The sequence below is a fragment of the Candidatus Stoquefichus sp. SB1 genome (assembly GCF_001244545.1).
Lineage (GTDB): Bacteria > Bacillota_I > Bacilli_A > Erysipelotrichales > Coprobacillaceae > Stoquefichus.
Map to the genome: position 1 here is coordinate 1044573 of NZ_LN852696.1, position 19598 is coordinate 1064170.

The following is a 19598-nucleotide window of genomic DNA, read 5'->3' on the forward strand; positions in this document are numbered from 1 at the left end:
AAATTGGATTGAAGATAAAGAAAATAATAAGATTTTGTCAAAATAAGAAATATTGTTTATTGTCAAAAATCTTGCATTTCAGTTTTTGGTGAGTTGTTATTGAAAAAGAAATGTGGTATATTGTAAAAGATAGAATATGTATAAAGGAGTCTAATTATGTTTACGATGATATTTTTGAGAATAGTACTAAATTTTATTGTAGCGTTTGTACTTGTCATGGTTGCCATGCCTAAGTCTATTCAATATTTAAAAAAGTTAAAGTTTGGTCAGGTAGAAAGAGAAGAAGGACTAGAGTCACACAAGGCAAAAGGTGGAACACCAACAATGGGGGGGATTGTCTTCATTTTATGTTCTGTTTTGGTTGTCTATGTATTGAATTTTTCATTTTTACAAAATCCTTATGTTCATTTAATGACATTTGCATTTGTGGGATTTGGATTGATCGGTTTTTTAGATGATTATTTAATTGTTGTCAGAAAGACAAATGATGGATTAAAGCCATTATATAAATATGCCTTACAATCAGTTGTTGCGATTGCATTTTATATTTTAGCAAAATATTTTATTCCTGATTTTGATACAGCAATTTCTATTCCTTTATTACATATAAATGTAGATTTAGGATGGTTTTATCCAGTTTTAGTTTATTTCATGTTTACTTCTGGTAGTAATGCTGTCAATCTTACAGATGGATTAGATGGTTTAGCGACAGGACTTTCGATGATTGCAACATCTGTTTTTGTTATTTTTGCAATTATGAATAAAAACTATGAAATTGCTATTTATGCTATGATTATTGTTGGGGCTTTACTTGGATTTATGTATTTCAATTATCATCCAGCACGTATTTTTATGGGGGATACTGGTTCTCTTGCATTAGGAGGAATGTTAGCAGCATTAGCTGTATTAACAAATCAGGAATTATTATTTATTTTAATTGGTGGTGTTTTCTTAATGGAAACATTATCAGTTATTATCCAGGTTGTTTCTTTTAAAACAAGAGGAAAAAGAGTTTTTAAAATGGCTCCTATTCATCATCATTTTGAAATGTTAGGATGGAGTGAACAACAGGTTGTCATTTCATTTTGGTTTTTAGGTTTTATTTGTGGCATTATCAGTATTGTGTTGGGAGTTATGTAAAATGCTAAAAGGAAAAAAAGTTTTGGTCTTAGGATTAGCCAAAAGTGGACAGGCAGCTGTAGAGTTACTTATGGCTATGCATGCGACAATTACAGTTAATGAATTTGCGACGCAGGATAAAATAGCTTGTTATGATGAGTATGTTGCTCGTGGTATTGAAATGGTTGTTGGTGGACATCCTGCTGAATTATTTGAAAGAGATTTTGATTTTGTTGTTAAAAATCCTGGAATTAATTATCATAAACCATTTGTTTTAAGGTTAAAAGAAAGAGGTATTCCAGTTTATACCGAAATTGAATTAGCATATCAGGTTTCAAAATCTCAGAATTATATTGCAATTACCGGAACAAATGGGAAAACCACAACAGTGACTTTAATAAATGAAATTTTAAAGAATGCCACTCGTCGTGTTTGTCTAGCTGGTAATGTAGGTATTCCATTATCAAAATGTGTTTTAGAAAATGATTTATGTAATCAAAGTGGTTTTGATATCGTTTTAGAAATGTCTAATTTTCAATTATTAGATATTGCAACATTTCATCCTCATATTTCCACAATTATCAATTTAACACCAGATCATTTGGACTATATGGCATCGTTAGATGAATATTATGCTTCTAAAACACGTATTTATATGAATCAAAATTCTGATGATTATTATTTAGAAAATAAAGATGATCCAATCTTACAGGAATATTTATCTCGCTATCCATGTCCAGCACAAAAGATTTCTTTTTCATTAGAGCAAGAAGCAGATTGTATGCTTAAAGAGAATGCAATTTATTATCAGGGAGAGCATATTATTGATTTAGATGAAATTAAAATTGTTGGTCGACATAATCTTCAAAATATGATGATTGCCATTTGTTCATGTCTTTTATCAGGTGTTGATATTCCTTGTATTCATGATACATTGGCCTCATTTACTGGGGTTGAGCATCGAATTGAATTTGTAAGAGAATATCAGGGTGTAAAATATTATAATGATTCAAAGGCGACTAATACGGATGCAGCAATCATCGCATTAAAAGCCTTTGAAAAACCTGTTATCTTATTAATGGGTGGTCATGAAAAAGGGTTGGATTTGACGGAAATGTCAACTTATCAAGATCATATTTCTCATTTGATTTGTTTTGGTGATGCTGGTAAAAGATTTGCTGAAGAAATGAAATGTGCACATACTGAAATTGTTGAGCATATGAAAGATGCTATTATTAAAGCCAAAGAATTAGCTCAAGATGGTGATATTGTCTTGCTTTCTCCATCAACCAGTTCATATGATGAATTTAGTGGTTATGAAGAAAGAGGGAATATTTTTAAACAGATTGTGAATGATTTGAAATAAGAAAGCTGAAGAGCTTTCTTTTTGCTTACATTTTTGTAAGTCAAAAGTCAATGAAAATCATGTATAATAGAGAAAGAGGTGATACATATGAAGAAAATAGTCATTGTAGAAGATGATCAGGAACTATGTCAAGAGTTAAAACTATTGCTAGAAAATGCTGGCTATAACGGGATTGTCTTAGAAGATTTTCTTAATGCCAAGCAAACTATTTTAAATGCTCATCCTGATTTGATATTATTAGATATTGGTATTCCTTATATGAATGGTGAAATATTATTAAGAGAATTAAGAAAAGAGAGTCAAGTTCCTGTGATTATGGTAACCAGTCGAAATAATGAAACAGATGAAGTTTTAAGTATGAGTTTTGGGGCTGATGATTATATTAGTAAACCCTATAATCCAACTTTATTATTACTCAGAATTGAAGCGGTTTTAAGAAGAGTGAATCATTCATTCAATTCATTAACATATCATGATTTATTATTGATACCAGAAAGAGGTGTTTTAAAATATCATGATGAGTCACTTATTTTAACCAAGAATGAGATGCTGATTTTAAAATATTTAATGACAAATCAGGGCAAGATCGTAAGTCGAGAAGAACTTATGATGGATTTATGGGATAGTGAGGAGTTCGTTGATGATAATACGTTAACTGTTAATATCAGTCGTTTAAGGCATAAACTAGGAGCATTTGGATATCGGGATGCAATTGAAACAAGAAAGGGATTAGGGTATATACTAATATGATGACATTAAAAGCATATCTAAAAGATAAAAGTATTCATGGCTTGATGATGCTGATTATGTTGTTGCTGATATGGTCTATGATGATGGCTTTTCAGTTGAATCGTGCACTTATTTTATCAGTTATACTGGTGATTATTTTCTTTATGATGATAATCATTGTTTATGATTATCAAAGACAAATTTCTTTTTATCGTTTTTATCAAAAACAATTAGAACAGTTAGATAAAAAATATTTGATATGTGAATTGTTAAGAGAACCAGATTTTTTAACTGGTCAAATCCTTTATCAATCACTCTATGAGATTAATAAATCTATGTTAGAAAGAATTAATGAATTAGATATTCAAGTCAATGATTTTAAGGATTATGTAGAAATGTGGATTCATGAAGTCAAAATACCATTATCTCATTTAACACTAACTGTTCATAATCATAAAAGTGATGTGAGTCCACAAATCTTAGAACAAGTCCGTAAATTAGAAAACCAGGTTGATCAAGTGCTCTATTATGTACGTTGTGAAAATAGTCAAAAGGATTATTTGATCAAAAGTTCTTCTTTATCTAAGATTGTTAAAAATGTAATTATGAAAAATAAAGATTATTTTATTTATCATCAATTAAAATTGAATTTACATGATTTAGATAAAACAGTTTTAACAGATTCAAAATGGTTAGAATTCATCATTAATCAAATTATTAATAATAGTTTTCAATATAGTCAAAATCAAAATGAAGCAACTATAGAAATATTTGCATTAGAGGATAATGATCAAGTCATTTTAACAATTCTAGATAATGGAATAGGAATTTGTGACCAGGATTTACCACGTGTATTTGAAAAGAGTTTTACAGGTTATAATGGCAGAATTCTTAAAAAATCAACGGGTATGGGTCTCTATATTTGTCAACGGATGTGTCAGCGTTTAGGTCATCATATTGCGATTGAATCTGTTCAAAATGAATATACAAAAGTGATGATTGTCTTTCATAAAGATCACTATTATGATGTTGTGAAATAAGATGACAAATCTGTAAGGTTATGTTATATGAATCGATGGTTAAAATGAACAAAATGATAGATAATGAGGATGACAAAGGAGGAAGGTCTAATGGAACCTATTTTAAGAATTGAAAATATAGATAAATATTATGGAAACAAATCTAATTTAACAAAAGCCTTAAGTCATCTTTCATTAAATGTAGATAAGGGCGAATTTTTAGCAATTATGGGAGCAAGTGGCTCAGGAAAGACAACTTTATTGAACTGTGTTTCAACCATTGATAAAGTCACAGCTGGACATATATATGTAGGAAAGACAGATATTACTCATCTAAAAGGAAATCATTTAAATCGTTTTAGAAGAGAAGAGTTAGGTTTTATATTTCAGGATTTTAATTTATTAGATACGCTTACTGCTTATGAAAATATTGCACTGGCTTTATCTATTCAAAAAATCCCAGTCAAAGAGATTCAAAAGCGTGTTCATGCTATGGCAGAAACTTTGAATATAAGTGATGTTTTGGATAAATATCCTTATCAAATGAGTGGTGGACAAAAGCAACGTGTTGCTTCAGCAAGAGCATTAATTACAGATCCAAAACTGATTTTAGCAGATGAACCAACAGGAGCACTTGATTCACAATCTTCACAAATGTTATTAGCAAGTCTTAAAAAATTAAATGAACAATTACAGACAACGATTTTAATGGTCACACATGATGCTTTTAGTGCAAGTTATGCAACACGTGTTGTCTTTATTAAAGATGGATCTATCTTTAATGAACTCAGAAGAGGAAATCAAGAGCGTAAACAGTTCTTTGATGCTATTATTGATGTTGTGACATTACTTGGAGGGGATTAATATGTTATTGAAACTCTCTTTAAGAAATATTCAACGTAGTTTTAAAGACTATACTATTTATTTTATGACGCTTATTTTAGGAGTTGCTATCTTCTATTTATTTAATTCAATTGAAAGTCAAACAGTGATGATGGATGTTTCATCTTCAACACGTGAATTGATTAGTCTTATGGTTAATATTCTTTCTGGAGTCAGTGTCCTTGTTTCTTTTATTCTTGGCTTTTTGATTGTTTATGCAAGTCGTTTCTTAATGAAACGTAGAAATAAAGAATTTGGTATATATATGACTTTAGGAATGGGGAAACGTCAAATCTCAACAATTCTTTTATGTGAAACATTCTTGATTGGCATCATTTCTCTAGCAATTGGCTTGGTGATTGGGATTGCTCTGTCACAATTGATGAGTATCTTTGTTGCAAGTATGTTTGAAGCAGATATGACACGTTTTGAATTTGTTTTCTCAACTTCAGCAACGTTAAAGACAATGTTGTATTTTGGTGTGATTTATTTAGTTGTTATGATTTTTAATGTTTTCTTTATTGGTAAACAAGAATTAATTGATTTATTATTAGCACATCGTAAAAATGAAAATGTGAAAATGAAAAACATGTGGTTATGTAGCGCCATCTTTTTAATAGGTGTAACAATGTTAGGATATGCTTATTATTTAGTGACTGCAGGTGTTACGAAACTTGATACAGCAGATAAGATTTTTATTCCTATTGGACTTGGGATTGTTTCAACATTTATGATTTTTTGGTCTGTTTCAGGTTTTGTTTTAAAACTTTTTATGGCTCATAAGAAAACTTATTATAAAGGTTTAAATACTTTTACATTAAGACAATTTAGCAGTCAAATGAATACGACTGTATTTTCAATGGGAATGATTTGTTTAATGTTGTTTGTTACTATTTGTGTTCTTTCAACTGGTATTTCTTTAAAAAATGCAACAACAGCAAATTTACATGAATTATCACCTGTTGATATATATATTGAAAAAAATTGGGATCTTAAAGGCAATAAAACAAATGGTAAACCTTATAGTCAAGTTGATATCAATGATTCTCATATCCCTATTTCTGAAACTTTAGAAAAGTTAGATTTTTCTGTTGATGAGAATTTAAAAGATGTTGTGAGTGTGAATGTTTATGCAACCAATGATTTGACTTTTAAAGATACTTTGGGAGATTATGCTTCTGAAGTCCATTCACAAATGCCTTATTTAAGATTAGACTCGGCAGAAGCGATTATGCGTTTAAGTGATTATAACAAAATTGCTAAAAGTTATGGAAAACCCACACTTCAACTGCAAGATAATGAATACATTATGGTTGCTAATTTTAGTGGGATGATTCCTTTGAGAAATGAAGCGTTAAAAAGAGGGACACAAATTAAATTGTTAGGAAAAACATATTCTCCAGCAATTAATGAATGTCAAGATGGTTTTTTAGTACCTGGTGCAAATCGAAGTAATGGTGGCATTATTGTTGTGAATGATCAAGCTGTTAATGAAACAATGAGAGAAGAAAATATTTTGATTGCAAATTATCGAGCTAATGATGAAGTGACAAGACAAGCAATTGAAAACAAAGTCTTGTCTTTAAATCAACATCCTTATGCAAAAGGATTGACAAATTTAGATGAAATAACGAAAATCAGTGTTTATGAAAGCAGTATTGGTATAGGAACAATGGTTACATTTATTGGAATCTATATTGGTGTGATTTTCTTGATATCTAGTGCAGCTATTTTGGCATTGAAAGAATTAAGTGAAAGTGCTGATAATAAGGAAAGATATATGATGTTAAGAAAAATTGGGACAGATGAAGGAATGTTAAATAAGGCTTTATTTATGCAGATATTCTTATTCTTTATGGCCCCATTGATTTTAGCAATCATTCATTCACTTTTTGGAATTGAATTCTGTAAATTCTTCCTGCAGTCATTTGGTGAAGAAAATTTACTTCCTTCGATTGCAATGACAACAATCTTTATTATCGTGATTTATGGAGGATATATGTTATTAACATATCTGACAAGTCGTCAGATGATTAAAGATAAATAAGACTATCATTTTGTTTGTTATGAAAATGATGAAATTTTGAGAAGATATGAAGATATCTTCTTTTTTGTTGTTATTAATCATATAAATAAAATGATGGAGGAGTTGCCATGAAAACAAAAAGGATTACAGTCTTAACTTTAATAATTGTTGTTTTTGGATTGATAAGTGTTTATAGCTCATCGCATGTTTGGGCACTCTATAAATATGATGATTCATTATATTATATTAAACGTCAAGCTATTTTTGCTTGTATTGGTGTCATTGCAATGTATGTCACATCCCGAATTGATTATCATCTTTATAAAAAGTATTATAAGCCAATTATTGGCGGATGTTTTCTTTTGATGATTTTGGTTTTGATTCCTGGTTTAGGAGTTGTCAGAGGTGGCAGCCGCAGTTGGTTTAATTTTGGTGTTTTTGCCTTGCAGCCGAGTGAGTTATTTAAGATAGGAATGATTATTTTTGCTGCGGTTTATATTGAAAAAAATTATTATCATATGAAGAAACTACGTTATAGTTTACGCTTGTTATTGGTAATGGGATTAGGGTTTTTGCTCATTATGTTACAACCTGATTTTGGAAGTGGAATCGTCATGGCATGCAGTATTGTGGTGATGTTAATTGTTTCACCTTTTCCTTTTATATATTTTATTTCTTTAGGTTGTTTAGGAGTAGTGGGAATTGTTATTATGATTTTATCTGCACCTTATCGAATGGAACGTATTTTATCTTTTCTTGATCCTTTTCAGGATCCACTTGGTAGTGGCTTTCAGGCTATTCAGGCACTGTATGCGATTGGTCCAGGAGGATTATTGGGTGTAGGATTTGATCAGAGTATTCAAAAACATTTTTATTTACCCGAACCACAAACTGATTTTATTTTTGCAATTGTTGCTGAAGAATTTGGCTTTTTAGGAGGAATTATTCTGATTGGACTTTATCTATGGCTATTTAAGACGATTTTACAAGTGAGTCAGAATGTCAAAGATATGTTTGGAACTTTACTGATGGTTGGTATTGTAGGAATGATTGGCATTCAAACTCTAATTAATTTAGGTGTTGTTGTAGGATTATTTCCAGTGACTGGTGTGACATTACCATTAATGTCGTATGGTGGAACCAGTTTAACAATTACATTAATGAGTATTGGAATTTTAATTAATATTTCGAAATCAGCAAATTGTGTGCTATAATGATGTATAGGAGTTGATAAAATGAAAGTAATCGTAAGTGCAGGTGGAACAGGCGGACATTTATATCCTGCTTTGGCACTTGTTGAACATATAAAGACAAAGGAAAAAGATGCTGAATTTTTGTTTGTTGGTACAACTGATCGTTTAGAATCACAAATTGTTCCTCAAATGGGATATGCATATCGTGGATTGCATGTGAAAGGATTGGTAGGAAATCCTATTCAAAAAATGAAAAATGCAATGATATTTATGAAATCATTATCGAAATCTAAACAAATTTTGAAAGAATTTAAACCAGATATTGTTGTTGGATTTGGTGGTTATCCAAGTGCTTCAATTGTTTTAGCAGCTGCTAAAATGAAAATTCCAACAATAATCCATGAACAAAATTCAATTATTGGTCTCACAAATAAAATTTTAATAAAAAAAGTAGATAAGATTGTATGTTGTTATCAAAAGGCGTATAATGAATTTCCTCATGAAAAAACTGTTTTATTGGGAAATCCACGTGCAAGTGTTGTTTCACATCAGCGTCTTTTAGATATTCATGATATCTATCATATCCCTATAAAACGAAAAACAGTTGTGATTGTCATGGGAAGTTTAGGTTCATCATCAGTCAATCGTGTCATGAAGGAAGCGTTAAGAGAAATTCAACATGATGCATTTGATGTTGTTTATGTAACTGGTAAAAATTATTATGATGAAATGAAAGAAGAATTAAGTGATTTAAGTGATTCAATTCATTTGGTTAGTTATATTGAAGATATGCCAAGTTTAATTGCTAGTTGTGATTTGATTGTTTCTCGAGCAGGAGCAACGACTCTAGCAGAAATTACAGCTTTAGGAGCAGCATCTTTAATTATTCCAAGTCCTTATGTTGTGGCAAATCATCAAGAGTATAATGCAAAGGAATTGGTTGATGCTAATGCGGCTCGCTGGATTTTAGAAAAAGATTTGGATGCTGCCACTTTTGTTAAAGAAATCAGATATTTATTGAATCATGAAGATGTTTTAAAAGCGTTAAGAACAAATGCACAGGCATTAGGGAAACCTCAAGCTTGTGAAGATATATATCAGGAAATGTTAAAGACATTAGAAAGGAAATAGATATGGATTTTGATCAATTATTTTTTGACTTAGTTGATTTAGATTTGGGTGAAATTATAGAAAATGAACCAATGTATAAACATACAACATTCAAAGTGGGTGGCCCTGCTCGCTTTTTTATAAATATTAAAGATATTGATGCTTTAAGACGTGGTATTCAATATTGTCGTCAACATCAGGTTAAGCATATGACAATTGGAAAAGGATCGGATATTTTATTTTCGGATAAAGAATATGAAGGTGTTATTTTTTCATTGTCACAAGGATTAAATCAAGTCCATTTTAATGGTTTGCAAATTCGTGCTGAGGCTGGTGTGAGTATGATTTATTTAGCTTATGAGGCAGCCAAAACGGGTTTGTCTGGTTTTGAATTTATGGGTGGTATCCCTGGTACTGTTGGTGGTGGCGTTTATATGAATGCGGGTGCCTATAAGTACTGTATGGCAGATGTTTTTGAATCTGCTCTTATACTCGATGATAATGGAAAGTTAATAACTCTTTCAAAGGAAGAAATGGCTTTTGATTATCGTAAGTCTATTTTACAGCAACATAAAGATTGGGTGTTAGTTGAAGCAACTTTTCAAATGATGCCACGAGATCCTCAGGAAATCATGAGAGTTTTAGATAAACGTAAAGAAAAACGTATGTCAACACAACCATGGAATTTTGCAAGTGCTGGCAGTATTTTTAGAAATCCTGATGAAAAACCAGCATGGCAATATATTGATGAATGTCATTTAAGAGGTTATGAAATAGGTGGAGCACAAGTGTCACCAAAGCATTCTAATTTTATTGTCAATAATGGTTATGCCAGTGCTAAAGATATATTGGATTTAATTTTGTTAGTTGAAAAAACAGTATTTGACCGTTTTCGTGTGGAGTTGAAAAAAGAAGTCATTTTGGTTAACTGGGAGTAGGTGATGAATATGTCTCATCAGCAGGAGTACTATTATAATGAACATGATGAGAACCAGGTTAAAAAAATATTGAAAACAAAAAAGAAAAAGAAATTGAAAAGACGAATTAAGATTTTGTTATTTTTGATTGTTTTTGTATGTATTGGTTCCTATTTTTTAAGTGATTATTCAAAAGTTAAATCAATGACAGTAACAGGTTGTCAAGAAGTCAAAGAGGAAGATATTTTAAACCATATTTCAGTTGATAAAAATTCTTTTTACTTATTTGTCAATACGAGCCGTTTAGAAGATGAAATCAAAGAAGTGCCCTTGGTCAAAAAAGCTCAGGTTAGCAAAGATCTTTTGGGTCATATTAAGATTGAAATTGTAGAGGCTGATAAGGTGGCTTATTGTATTATTGATAAAAAAACATATGTTATTGATGAATTGGGAAATGTAGTAGAGACAAAGGATCAAAAGATTATTCAATCTTTACAGGCAACTCCGCGTTTGAGTGAATTTAAAGATTTGAAATTTTTAAAAACTTTTGCGAAAGAATATGTAAAATTGCCTGAACTTATAAAAAGTCAAACGAGTGATATTGTCTATTCTCCTCAGGTTGCTGATGAAACAAGAATAAAATTTTTGATGGATGATGGAAAAACACTTTATCTAAGAGTGGAAGATATGGTCGAACAGTTAAATAAATTTGATTATGAAGCCAATAAGACAGTTTTTAAGGATCAATGTGTTTTTAAGTTTGAAGGAAAAAATGTATATATGGAAAAATGTAAATGATGTATCTTGATGGACAAGGTGCATCATTTTTGATAAAAAAACATAGATTGTTTCAAGATTATGTGTTTTCTTATCAGAAGATTTATGATACAATGTTAAAGAAGTATTTTTTAAAGGAGAATCATTTATGAAAGATATCTATGCTGTATTAGATATAGGGAGCGCAACAGTAAAATTGCTTGTTGGAGAAGTCGTTAGCGCAAATATCAATATATTATTTTCAAAGAAAATAACGAGTCATGGCATTCACAAAGGGAAGATTGAAAGTATGCCAACAGTTGTGAGTGAAGTGAAACAATTGATAGATGAAGCTTCAGCTGTTTTGGGAGCAACAATTACCAAAGTGGCTTTATGTATTCCATCAGTTCGTGCACATATTTATCAAAGTGATGGCATCACAAAAGTTAATTCTCCTTTAGATCAAATTACAAGTGATGACATTGTACGTGCTTTAAAACTTTCAAAACGTTTTGAATTGTCTGATGATGAGGAAATCATTTCGGTGATTCCTACAATGTTTCAACTTGATACCAAATCAATGAGAGAATTGCCATTGGGTCAAAAATCAGCTTCATTAAAAGCTGAATCATTGATTATTACAACAAAGAAAAAACTACTTTATGGATATATAAGCGCAGTGGAAAAAGCAGGGGTAGAAGTCTTAGATATTACAATTAATGCTTATGCCTGTGCTAAAGAAGCGTTTGATGCTGTATATCTTCAAGAAGGGGCTATCTTAATTGATATTGGTTATAGAACATCAACAGTTGCTTTTTTTGAGGGTGGTTATTTAAAATATATTGCTCAGGCAAATGTGGGTGGCTATGATTTGACAAAAATGATTGCGACATCTTGGCAAATCCCAATGGATAGAGCTGAGGTTTATAAAGTGAAATATGGAACTTGTGATCTTAATATTGGAGATGAAGATATTATACATACAACACGTGATAATGACTTTGAAAAGCATTATACACAAAAAGATCTTGCTCAAGTATTGTCAGAGGGTGTTCGTGAGATTATGGGAGTCATTAAAACAAAGATTGATGTTATTAATGATGGTAGAAGTTATGAGACTGTGATTGTTGGCGGTGGTGGCGAATTACCTGATATAGACCGTGTAGCAAGTGAAATATTGGATAGTGCAGTCAGAACGTATCGTCCAGATACGATTGGAGCAAGAGATATGTCATTTGTTTCATGTTTAGGAATGATGTATTATTTAAATGACCGTTCTAAAATTCTGGGTCATATGGATCCTTCGTTGATATTGCCTGATATTTCAAGTACGATGAGTATTCGTTTTAAAGGTTTGACAAAAAGTAAGCCAGTTTATAGTGATAAGAAAAAAGGAAAGTTGTCAAAGGTTATTGAGAATTTTTTTAGTGAAGAAGATTAATATATAAAAGTGAGGATAGAGAAGATGGATAGTAATTTAGATTTTGTTCAAGTTGCCAAAATAAAAGTTATTGGTGTTGGTGGCGGTGGCTGTAATGCTGTTGCAAGAATGGCTAAAGATGGAGTTAAAGGTGTTGATTTCTATGTTGCTAATACTGATGCACAAATATTAAAAGGTATTGATATTGACAATAAAATTATATTAGGACGTGAATTAACACATGGTTTAGGTGCTGGTGGGAACCCTGAAGTAGGGCGTAAAGCTGCTTTGGAAACTGAAGAAGAAATTAAAGAAGCTTTATCAGGTGCTAATATGGTCTTTATTGCTGCTGGTATGGGTGGTGGAACTGGTACTGGTGCAGCACCGGTTGTAGCTAAGATTTCAAAAGAATTAGGAGCTTTGACTGTTGGTGTTGTGACATCTCCATTTACTTTTGAAGGACCTAAGGTTTTAAGACAGGCTAAAGGTGGATTGGCTGAATTAAGAGAAAATGTAGATTCTATTATTGTTGTTTCTAATGATCGTTTGCTGGATGCTATTGGAAGAAAACCAATGGGAGAAGCTTTTAGAGAGGCAGATAATGTTTTAAGACAAGGTGTTCAAACGATTACTGATTTAATTGCGATTCCAGCATTTATTAATCTTGACTTTGCAGATGTTTCATCAGTTATGAAAGATCGTGGATCAGCATTAATTGGAATTGGTATGAGTGATGGTGAAAACAAGGCAGAAGAAGCGGCTATGCGTGCAATTTCATCACCTTTATTAGATGTTTCTATTGCTGGAGCAAAAGATGCTATTGTTAATGTAACTGGTGGTACAAACATTACTTTATATGATGCTAATACTGCTTTGGCGACAATTAGAGAAGCTGTAGGAAATGATGTTAATACTGTTTTGGGTGTTGCTATTAATGAAAATTTAGATGATCAAGTTATCGTTACTGTTATTGCAACTGGATTTGAAGATGAAGAAGAACCTGTTGCTGCGACACCAGTGCAACAAAAACAATCATCTCCATATGAATCTGTTGTTCGTCCAACTGTTTATGATACAGATGATGACGATGATGATGTTCCAGCATTTTTAAGAAATAGAAAATTATAAGCTAACGTATGTTAGCTTTTCTTGTATAGGAGGATAATAATGAAAAAGATAGGATTTATAGGAATGGGAAATATGGCAGGAGCCATTGCTTGTGGAATCGCAAAGTCGGGTTTTTTAAAAGGTGAAGAAATGATTGCATATGATGTTATGCCTTCACAATTGGATAAAGTGAAAGAATATCATTTTGCAATTGCTAAAAATGAACAGGAAGTTGTGGAACAAAGTGAAATTGTATTTATTGGTGTTAAACCCCAGGTTGTTGAAGCAGTTTTACTTCCATTAAAAGACTTATTAAAAGATAAAGCGCTTATTTCTATTGTTTTGGGATATGATTTTGCAAAATATAATGATTTACTTGATGCTTCAACACGACATATTTTTGTAATGCCTAACACGCCTGCTTTGGTTTTAAAGGGAATGTCATTAATTGAAGCAACACATTCATTGACGCCAGAAGAATTTGAATTTACCAAGGAGATGTTTGCTTCGATTGGTGAAATAGAAGTTGTTCCAAGTCACTTAATGGGTGCAGCTGGGACAGTGAGCGGTTGTGGACCAGCATTTATTTATATGGTTATTGAGGCATTGGCTGATGGAGCAGTGAAAGAAGGTGTGCCACGTCAAATGGCATATAAGTTGGCATCACAAATGGTATTAGGCAGTGGAGCAATGCAATTAGAAACGACACTTCATCCAGGAGTCTTAAAAGATCAAGTTTGTTCACCAGGAGGTTCAACGATTCGAGGTGTTGAAGCGTTGGAAAAAGGGAATGTTCGAGCAGCATTTGTTGATGCAATAACATCTGCAATTCATTATAAATAAAAAAGTATAAAAAGATTGAAATCGAAATATGACGATAAATTCAATCTTTTTTTATATAAAGAAGAGAAAGAGAGAAGAAAAATAAAAAAAGATGAAAAAAAGGCTTGCAAAAGGGTAAAGGAGATGATATTATAGATGAGCACTCGAGAGAGAGGGCAAGGGACATTGAAAACTAAACAGAAACACGTCAAAAAGAGAAACAGGAAACAAAGAGAGTCAAGAGAACAAGAAATTGTTTAGGAGATAGACAATGGAGAGTTTGATCCTGGCTCAGGATGAACGCTGGCGGCGTGCCTAATACATGCAAGTCGAACGCACTGATTAATCAGTGAGTGGCGAACGGGTGAGTAATACATAAGTAACCTGGCCTTGTGAGGGGGATAACTGCTGGAAACGGCAGCTAAGACCGCATAGGCAGAGGGGTCGCATGACCTCACTGTTAAATATCCCACGGGATAGCAGAAGGATGGACTTATGGCGCATTAGCTAGTTGGTGAGGTAGAGGCTCACCAAGGCGACGATGCGTAGCCGACCTGAGAGGGTGGACGGCCACACTGGGACTGAGACACGGCCCAGACTCCTACGGGAGGCAGCAGTAGGGAATTTTCGGCAATGGGCGAAAGCCTGACCGAGCAACGCCGCGTGAGGGAGGAAGTACTTCGGTATGTAAACCTCTGTTATAAAGGAAGAACGGCATATGTAGGGAATGACATATGAGTGACGGTACTTTATGAGGAAGCCACGGCTAACTACGTGCCAGCAGCCGCGGTAATACGTAGGTGGCGAGCGTTATCCGGAATCATTGGGCGTAAAGAGGGAGCAGGCGGCAATAGAGGTCTGCGGTGAAAGCCCGAAGCTAAACTTCGGTAAGCCGTGGAAACCAAATAGCTAGAGAGCAGCAGAGGATCGTGGAATTCCATGTGTAGCGGTGAAATGCGTAGATATATGGAGGAACACCAGTGGCGAAGGCGACGATCTGGGCTGCAACTGACGCTCAGTCCCGAAAGCGTGGGGAGCAAATAGGATTAGATACCCTAGTAGTCCACGCCGTAAACGATGAGTACTAAGTGTTGGGGGTCAGACCTCAGTGCTGCAGTTAACGCAATAAGTACTCCGCCTGAGTAGTACGTTCGCAAGAATGAAACTCAAAGGAATTGACGGGGGCCCGCACAAGCGGTGGAGCATGTGGTTTAATTCGAAGCAACGCGAAGAACCTTACCAGGTCTTGACATACCGATAAAAGCCTCAGAGATGAGGAAATAGCTATATCGGATACAGGTGGTGCATGGTTGTCGTCAGCTCGTGTCGTGAGATGTTGGGTTAAGTCCCGCAACGAGCGCAACCCCTGTTGCCAGTTACCATCATTAAGTTGGGGACTCTGGCGAGACTGCCTCTGCAAGGAGGAGGAAGGCGGGGATGACGTCAAATCATCATGCCCCTTATGACCTGGGCTACACACGTGCTACAATGGACGGATCAGAGGGAAGCGAGACCGCGAGGTGGAGCGAAACCCATAAACCCGTTCTCAGTTCGGACTGCAGTCTGCAACTCGACTGCACGAAGCTGGAATCGCTAGTAATCGCGAATCAGAATGTCGCGGTGAATACGTTCTCGGGCCTTGTACACACCGCCCGTCACACCATGAGAGTTGGTAACACCCGAAGCCGGTGGCCTAACCGCAAGGAAGGAGCTGTCTAAGGTGGGACTGATGATTGGGGTGAAGTCGTAACAAGGTATCCCTACGGGAACGTGGGGATGGATCACCTCCTTTCTAGGGAGAAGAGAAGACGTGGAGATCTGTTTAGTTTTGAATGTGCGTTGCGTGCATTCAAGGCAGGAACATTGAAAACTGAATAGCAAACTAGCAAAAACTTTTTACAACAGAAAAGAAGATAGATGAAGAAGAAACGAGATCAGGAAAGAGATTGAAGGTCGATTCATCTAGTTGCAAAAAACTAAGATAAACAAAAGAGAAAACAAGAAAAAGAACTTGAACACTTTAGGTTAAGCAAGAAAGAGCGTATGGCGGATGCCTAGGCACTAGGAGGCGAAGAAGGACGCAGCAAACGGCGAAACGCGGCGGCGAGCAGTAAGCAGGCTAAGACCCGCTGATGTCCGAATGGGGGAACCCGGCACATCGAGAGGTGTGTCATCATGCATTGAATATATAGATGCATGAGGCAAGACGCAGGGAACTGAAACATCTCAGTACCTGCAGGAGAAGAAAGTAAGAACGATTCCGTAAGTAGCGGCGAGCGAAAGCGGAGGAGCCCAAACCATCATAGCGATGGGGTTATAGGGGTGTCAGCAAAGTTGAGCGAGCATGATAGGAGAAGCGCAGGGGAAGGCGCAGCGAAGAGGGTGAAACTCCCGTATCCGAAATTGTGGGAGTGAGACGAGACAGACCCTGAGTACGTCGGGGCACGTGGAATCCTGACGGAATTATCGAGGACCATCTCGAAAGGCTAAATACTCCCTAGTGACCGATAGTGAACCAGTACCGTGAGGGAAAGGTGAAAAGAACCCCGGGAGGGGAGTGAAAGAGAACCTGAAACCATATGCTTACAAGAAGTCAGAGCCCGTTAAAGGGTGATGGCGTGCCTTTTGTAGAATGAGCCGGCGAGTTATGATATGGAGCGAGGTTAAGCAGGAGATGCGGAGCCGAAGCGAAAGCGAGTCTGAAAAGGGCGGAAGTTGCATGTCATAGACCCGAAACCGAGTGATCTAGCCATGATCAGGTTGAAGTTGGGGTAAAACCCGATGGAGGACCGAACCGACCCCCGTTGAAACGTTGGCGGATGAATTGTGGCTAGGGGTGAAATTCCAAACGAACTCGGAGATAGCTGGTTCTCCCCGAAATAGCTTTAGGGCTAGCGTCGCAGGAAGTGTCATGAAGGTAGAGCACTGAATATGTGATGGCCTCATCCCGAGGTACTGAGCATAATCAAACTCCGAATGTCATGAAGACATATGCGGCAGTCAGACTGCGGGTGATAAGGTCCGTAGTCAAGAGGGAAACAGCCCAGACCATCAGCTAAGGTCCCAAAATATATGCTAAGTGGAAAAGGATGTGGAGATGTCCAGACAACTAGGAGGTTGGCTCAGAAGCAGCCATCCTTTAAAGAGTGCGTAACAGCTCACTAGTCGAATGACTCTGCGCCGAAAATTTACCGGGGCTAAGCATAATACCGAAGCTATGGATTTATACGAAGTATAAGTGGTAGGGGAGCGTTCCTGACAGCGAGGAAGCATGATCGCAAGGACATGTGGAGCGTCAGGAAGAGAGAATGCCGGTGTGAGTAGCGGAACGTGGGTGAGAATCCCACGCACCGAAAACCCAAGGTTTCCAGAGGAAGGTTCGTCCGCTCTGGGTAAGTCGGGGCCTAAGGCGAGGCCGAGAGGCGTAGTCGATGGATAACGGGTGGAGATTCCCGTACCTGGCGAAGAGGCAATGGAGTGACGGAGAAGGCTAGGCGATCCAGCTGCTGGAATAGCTGGTGCAAGCGAGGTAGGGGACATCCAGGCAAATCCGGATGTTGAAACCCGAAGGCGTGAAGCGTATGGAACATTACGATAAGTACAGAAGTCGCCAAAGCAAGCTTCCAAGAAAAGCTTCTAGCAATAAACTCTTTGTCAGCCCGTACCGAAAATGGACACACATGGGTGAGGAGAGAATCCTAAGGTGAGCGAGAGAACTATAGCTAAGGAACTCTGCAAAATGACTCCGTAACTTCGGGATAAGGAGTGCTCAGTGAAAGCTGAGCCGCAGTAAAACGGCCCAAGCGACTGTTTACCAAAAACACAGCTCTCTGCCAAGACGCAAGTCGAAGTATAGGGGGTGACGCCTGCCCGGTGCTGGAAGGTTAAGAGGAGTTGTCATCCGCAAGGAGAAGCAATGAATTGAAGCCCCAGTAAACGGCGGCCGTAACTATAACGGTCCTAAGGTAGCGAAATTCCTTGTCAGGTAAGTTCTGACCCGCACGAAAGGCGTAACGATTTGGGCGCTGTCTCAGCTGTAGACTCGGTGAAGTCTTAGTACCTGTGAAGATGCAGGTTACCCGCGACTAGACGGAAAGACCCCATGGAGCTTTACTGTAGCTTGATATTGGATCTTGATGCATGATGTACAGGATAGGTAGGAGACTGAGAGACGGATACGCCAGTATTCGAGGAGTCGCCGTTGGGATACTACCCTTGATGCATTGAGGTTCTAACCGGACATCGTGAAGCCGATGACGGGACAGTGTCAGGTGGGCAGTTTGACTGGGGCGGTCGCCTCCCAAAGAGTAACGGAGGCGCCCAAAGATACCCTCAGCATGGATGGAAACCATGCGCAGAGTGCAAAGGCAAAAGGGTGTTTGACTGCGAGACCAACAAGTCGAGCAGGGACGAAAGTCGGGCTTAGTGATCCGGCGGTGCCGAATGGAAGGGCCGTCGCTCAACGGATAAAAGCTACCCTGGGGATAACAGGCTGATCTCCCCCAAGAGTTCACATCGACGGGGAGGTTTGGCACCTCGATGTCGGCTCATCGCATCCTGGAGCTGAAGTCGGTTCCAAGGGTTGGGCTGTTCGCCCATTAAAGCGGTACGCGAGCTGGGTTCAGAACGTCGTGAGACAGTTCGGTCCCTATCTGTCGTGGGCGTAGGAAGTTTGAGGAGAGCTGCCCTCAGTACGAGAGGACCGGGGTGGACAGACCAATGGTGCACCAGTTGTCACGCCAGTGGCACAGCTGGGTAGCTAAGTCTGGAAGGGATAAACGCTGAAGGCATCTAAGTGTGAAGCCCCCTCCAAGATGAGACTTCCCATTCAAAGCGAAGTAAGACCCCTCTAAGACGAAGAGGTAGATAGGTCATAGGTGCAAGCATAGCGATATGCTGAGCTGAATGATACTAATCGGTCGAGGGCTTAGCCTAGAAGAAGGGTTCAAGGAGAAAGAAGCTAGAGAGCTGTTCAGTTTTGAGTGCTCGTGCATTCAGGAGAAGGAAAGAGATCCGGTGGCGATAGGGTGATGGAGACACCTGTACCCATACCGAACACAGAAGTTAAGCATCACAGCGGCGAAGATAGTGCGCAAGTGCGACAATAGCAGGCTGCCGGTTCAATCCGGGAG

Annotated in this window: 14 protein-coding genes and 3 rRNA genes; all 17 read left to right on the plus strand. The window is 36.6% G+C overall.

The window, feature by feature from the left end; genetic code table 11:
* The first annotated feature begins 156 nt into the window (after positions 1-156).
* The 17 genes from mraY to rrf all read left to right on the plus strand — a co-directional run bounded on the left by mraY (position 157) and on the right by rrf (position 19587).
* Positions 157-1140 carry a phospho-N-acetylmuramoyl-pentapeptide-transferase gene (gene mraY / locus BN1865_RS17750; protein ID WP_050638578.1) on the plus strand — a complete coding sequence of 328 codons (984 nt, stop codon included), beginning with the start codon at positions 157-159 and terminating at the stop codon, positions 1138-1140.
* A gap of 1 nt (position 1141) precedes the next feature.
* The gene (gene murD / locus BN1865_RS17755; RefSeq protein ID WP_050638579.1) at positions 1142-2485 is read left to right on the plus strand and encodes a UDP-N-acetylmuramoyl-L-alanine--D-glutamate ligase; all 1344 of its coding nucleotides are present in this window, start codon (positions 1142-1144) and stop codon (positions 2483-2485) included.
* Positions 2486-2572: 87 nt separating this feature from the next.
* A complete protein-coding gene (locus tag BN1865_RS17760; protein WP_050638580.1) occupies positions 2573-3235 on the plus strand; it encodes a response regulator transcription factor in 663 nt (220 codons plus the stop codon).
* A complete protein-coding gene (locus BN1865_RS17765) occupies positions 3235-4254 on the plus strand; it encodes a sensor histidine kinase (RefSeq protein WP_050638632.1) in 1020 nt (339 codons plus the stop codon). Before BN1865_RS17760 ends, BN1865_RS17765 begins: the two co-directional genes overlap by 1 nt.
* A 90-nt stretch (positions 4255-4344) precedes the next feature.
* Positions 4345-5097 (plus strand): ABC transporter ATP-binding protein, encoded by a 753-nt coding sequence (locus tag BN1865_RS17770; RefSeq protein WP_050638581.1) that lies wholly within the window; start codon positions 4345-4347, stop codon positions 5095-5097.
* A gap of 1 nt (position 5098) precedes the next feature.
* Positions 5099-7162 (plus strand): ABC transporter permease, encoded by a 2064-nt coding sequence (locus BN1865_RS17775; RefSeq protein ID WP_050638582.1) that lies wholly within the window; start codon positions 5099-5101, stop codon positions 7160-7162.
* 107 nt (positions 7163-7269) lie between these two features.
* Entirely contained in the window at positions 7270-8355 is a 1086-nt protein-coding gene (gene ftsW, locus BN1865_RS17780; RefSeq protein ID WP_050638583.1) for a putative lipid II flippase FtsW, read from the plus strand.
* A 21-nt stretch (positions 8356-8376) separates the two neighbouring features.
* Positions 8377-9465, plus strand: a complete 1089-nt coding sequence (gene murG, locus BN1865_RS17785; protein WP_050638584.1) for an undecaprenyldiphospho-muramoylpentapeptide beta-N-acetylglucosaminyltransferase — start codon at positions 8377-8379, stop codon at positions 9463-9465.
* A 2-nt stretch (positions 9466-9467) separates the two neighbouring features.
* Positions 9468-10382 (plus strand): UDP-N-acetylmuramate dehydrogenase, encoded by a 915-nt coding sequence (gene murB / locus BN1865_RS17790; RefSeq protein ID WP_050638585.1) that lies wholly within the window; start codon positions 9468-9470, stop codon positions 10380-10382.
* A gap of 3 nt (positions 10383-10385) precedes the next feature.
* Positions 10386-11159 (plus strand): cell division protein FtsQ/DivIB, encoded by a 774-nt coding sequence (locus BN1865_RS17795; protein ID WP_232780440.1) that lies wholly within the window; start codon positions 10386-10388, stop codon positions 11157-11159.
* Positions 11156-11290 (plus strand): hypothetical protein, encoded by a 135-nt coding sequence (locus BN1865_RS19010; RefSeq protein ID WP_255351777.1) that lies wholly within the window; start codon positions 11156-11158, stop codon positions 11288-11290. The genes BN1865_RS17795 and BN1865_RS19010 overlap by 4 nt, the downstream gene beginning before the upstream one ends.
* Positions 11287-12558 (plus strand): cell division protein FtsA, encoded by a 1272-nt coding sequence (gene ftsA, locus BN1865_RS17800; protein WP_050638587.1) that lies wholly within the window; start codon positions 11287-11289, stop codon positions 12556-12558. The genes BN1865_RS19010 and ftsA overlap by 4 nt, the downstream gene beginning before the upstream one ends.
* Positions 12559-12582: 24 nt before the next feature.
* The gene (gene ftsZ, locus BN1865_RS17805; protein WP_050638588.1) at positions 12583-13665 is read left to right on the plus strand and encodes a cell division protein FtsZ; all 1083 of its coding nucleotides are present in this window, start codon (positions 12583-12585) and stop codon (positions 13663-13665) included.
* 39 nt (positions 13666-13704) lie between these two features.
* On the plus strand, positions 13705-14487 hold the full coding sequence (gene proC, locus BN1865_RS17810; RefSeq protein ID WP_050638589.1) for a pyrroline-5-carboxylate reductase: 783 nt from the start codon (positions 13705-13707) through the stop codon (positions 14485-14487).
* Positions 14488-14734: 247 nt separating this feature from the next.
* Positions 14735-16258, plus strand: a 16S ribosomal RNA gene (locus BN1865_RS17815).
* A gap of 231 nt (positions 16259-16489) precedes the next feature.
* Positions 16490-19401: ribosomal RNA gene (locus tag BN1865_RS17820) — 23S ribosomal RNA — on the plus strand.
* Between the two features lie 77 nt (positions 19402-19478).
* A 5S ribosomal RNA gene (gene rrf, locus BN1865_RS17825) occupies positions 19479-19587 on the plus strand.
* Together the 16S, 23S and 5S rRNA genes form the textbook arrangement of a ribosomal RNA operon.
* Positions 19588-19598: the final 11 nt, after the last annotated feature.

Excerpts from the sequence above, each read along its gene's own strand:
- mraY (WP_050638578.1), top strand. The coding sequence starts at position 157 with ATGTTTACGATGATATTTTTGAGAATAGTACTAAATTTTATTGTAGCG.
- murD (WP_050638579.1), top strand. The coding sequence starts at position 1,142 with ATGCTAAAAGGAAAAAAAGTTTTGGTCTTAGGATTAGCCAAAAGTGGA.
- BN1865_RS17760 (WP_050638580.1), top strand. The coding sequence starts at position 2,573 with ATGAAGAAAATAGTCATTGTAGAAGATGATCAGGAACTATGTCAAGAG.
- BN1865_RS17765 (WP_050638632.1), top strand. The coding sequence starts at position 3,235 with ATGACATTAAAAGCATATCTAAAAGATAAAAGTATTCATGGCTTGATG.
- BN1865_RS17770 (WP_050638581.1), top strand. The coding sequence starts at position 4,345 with ATGGAACCTATTTTAAGAATTGAAAATATAGATAAATATTATGGAAAC.
- BN1865_RS17775 (WP_050638582.1), top strand. The coding sequence starts at position 5,099 with ATGTTATTGAAACTCTCTTTAAGAAATATTCAACGTAGTTTTAAAGAC.
- ftsW (WP_050638583.1), top strand. The coding sequence starts at position 7,270 with ATGAAAACAAAAAGGATTACAGTCTTAACTTTAATAATTGTTGTTTTT.
- murG (WP_050638584.1), top strand. The coding sequence starts at position 8,377 with ATGAAAGTAATCGTAAGTGCAGGTGGAACAGGCGGACATTTATATCCT.
- murB (WP_050638585.1), top strand. The coding sequence starts at position 9,468 with ATGGATTTTGATCAATTATTTTTTGACTTAGTTGATTTAGATTTGGGT.
- BN1865_RS17795 (WP_232780440.1), top strand. The coding sequence starts at position 10,386 with ATGAATATGTCTCATCAGCAGGAGTACTATTATAATGAACATGATGAG.
- BN1865_RS19010 (WP_255351777.1), top strand. The coding sequence starts at position 11,156 with ATGATGTATCTTGATGGACAAGGTGCATCATTTTTGATAAAAAAACAT.
- ftsA (WP_050638587.1), top strand. The coding sequence starts at position 11,287 with ATGAAAGATATCTATGCTGTATTAGATATAGGGAGCGCAACAGTAAAA.
- ftsZ (WP_050638588.1), top strand. The coding sequence starts at position 12,583 with ATGGATAGTAATTTAGATTTTGTTCAAGTTGCCAAAATAAAAGTTATT.
- proC (WP_050638589.1), top strand. The coding sequence starts at position 13,705 with ATGAAAAAGATAGGATTTATAGGAATGGGAAATATGGCAGGAGCCATT.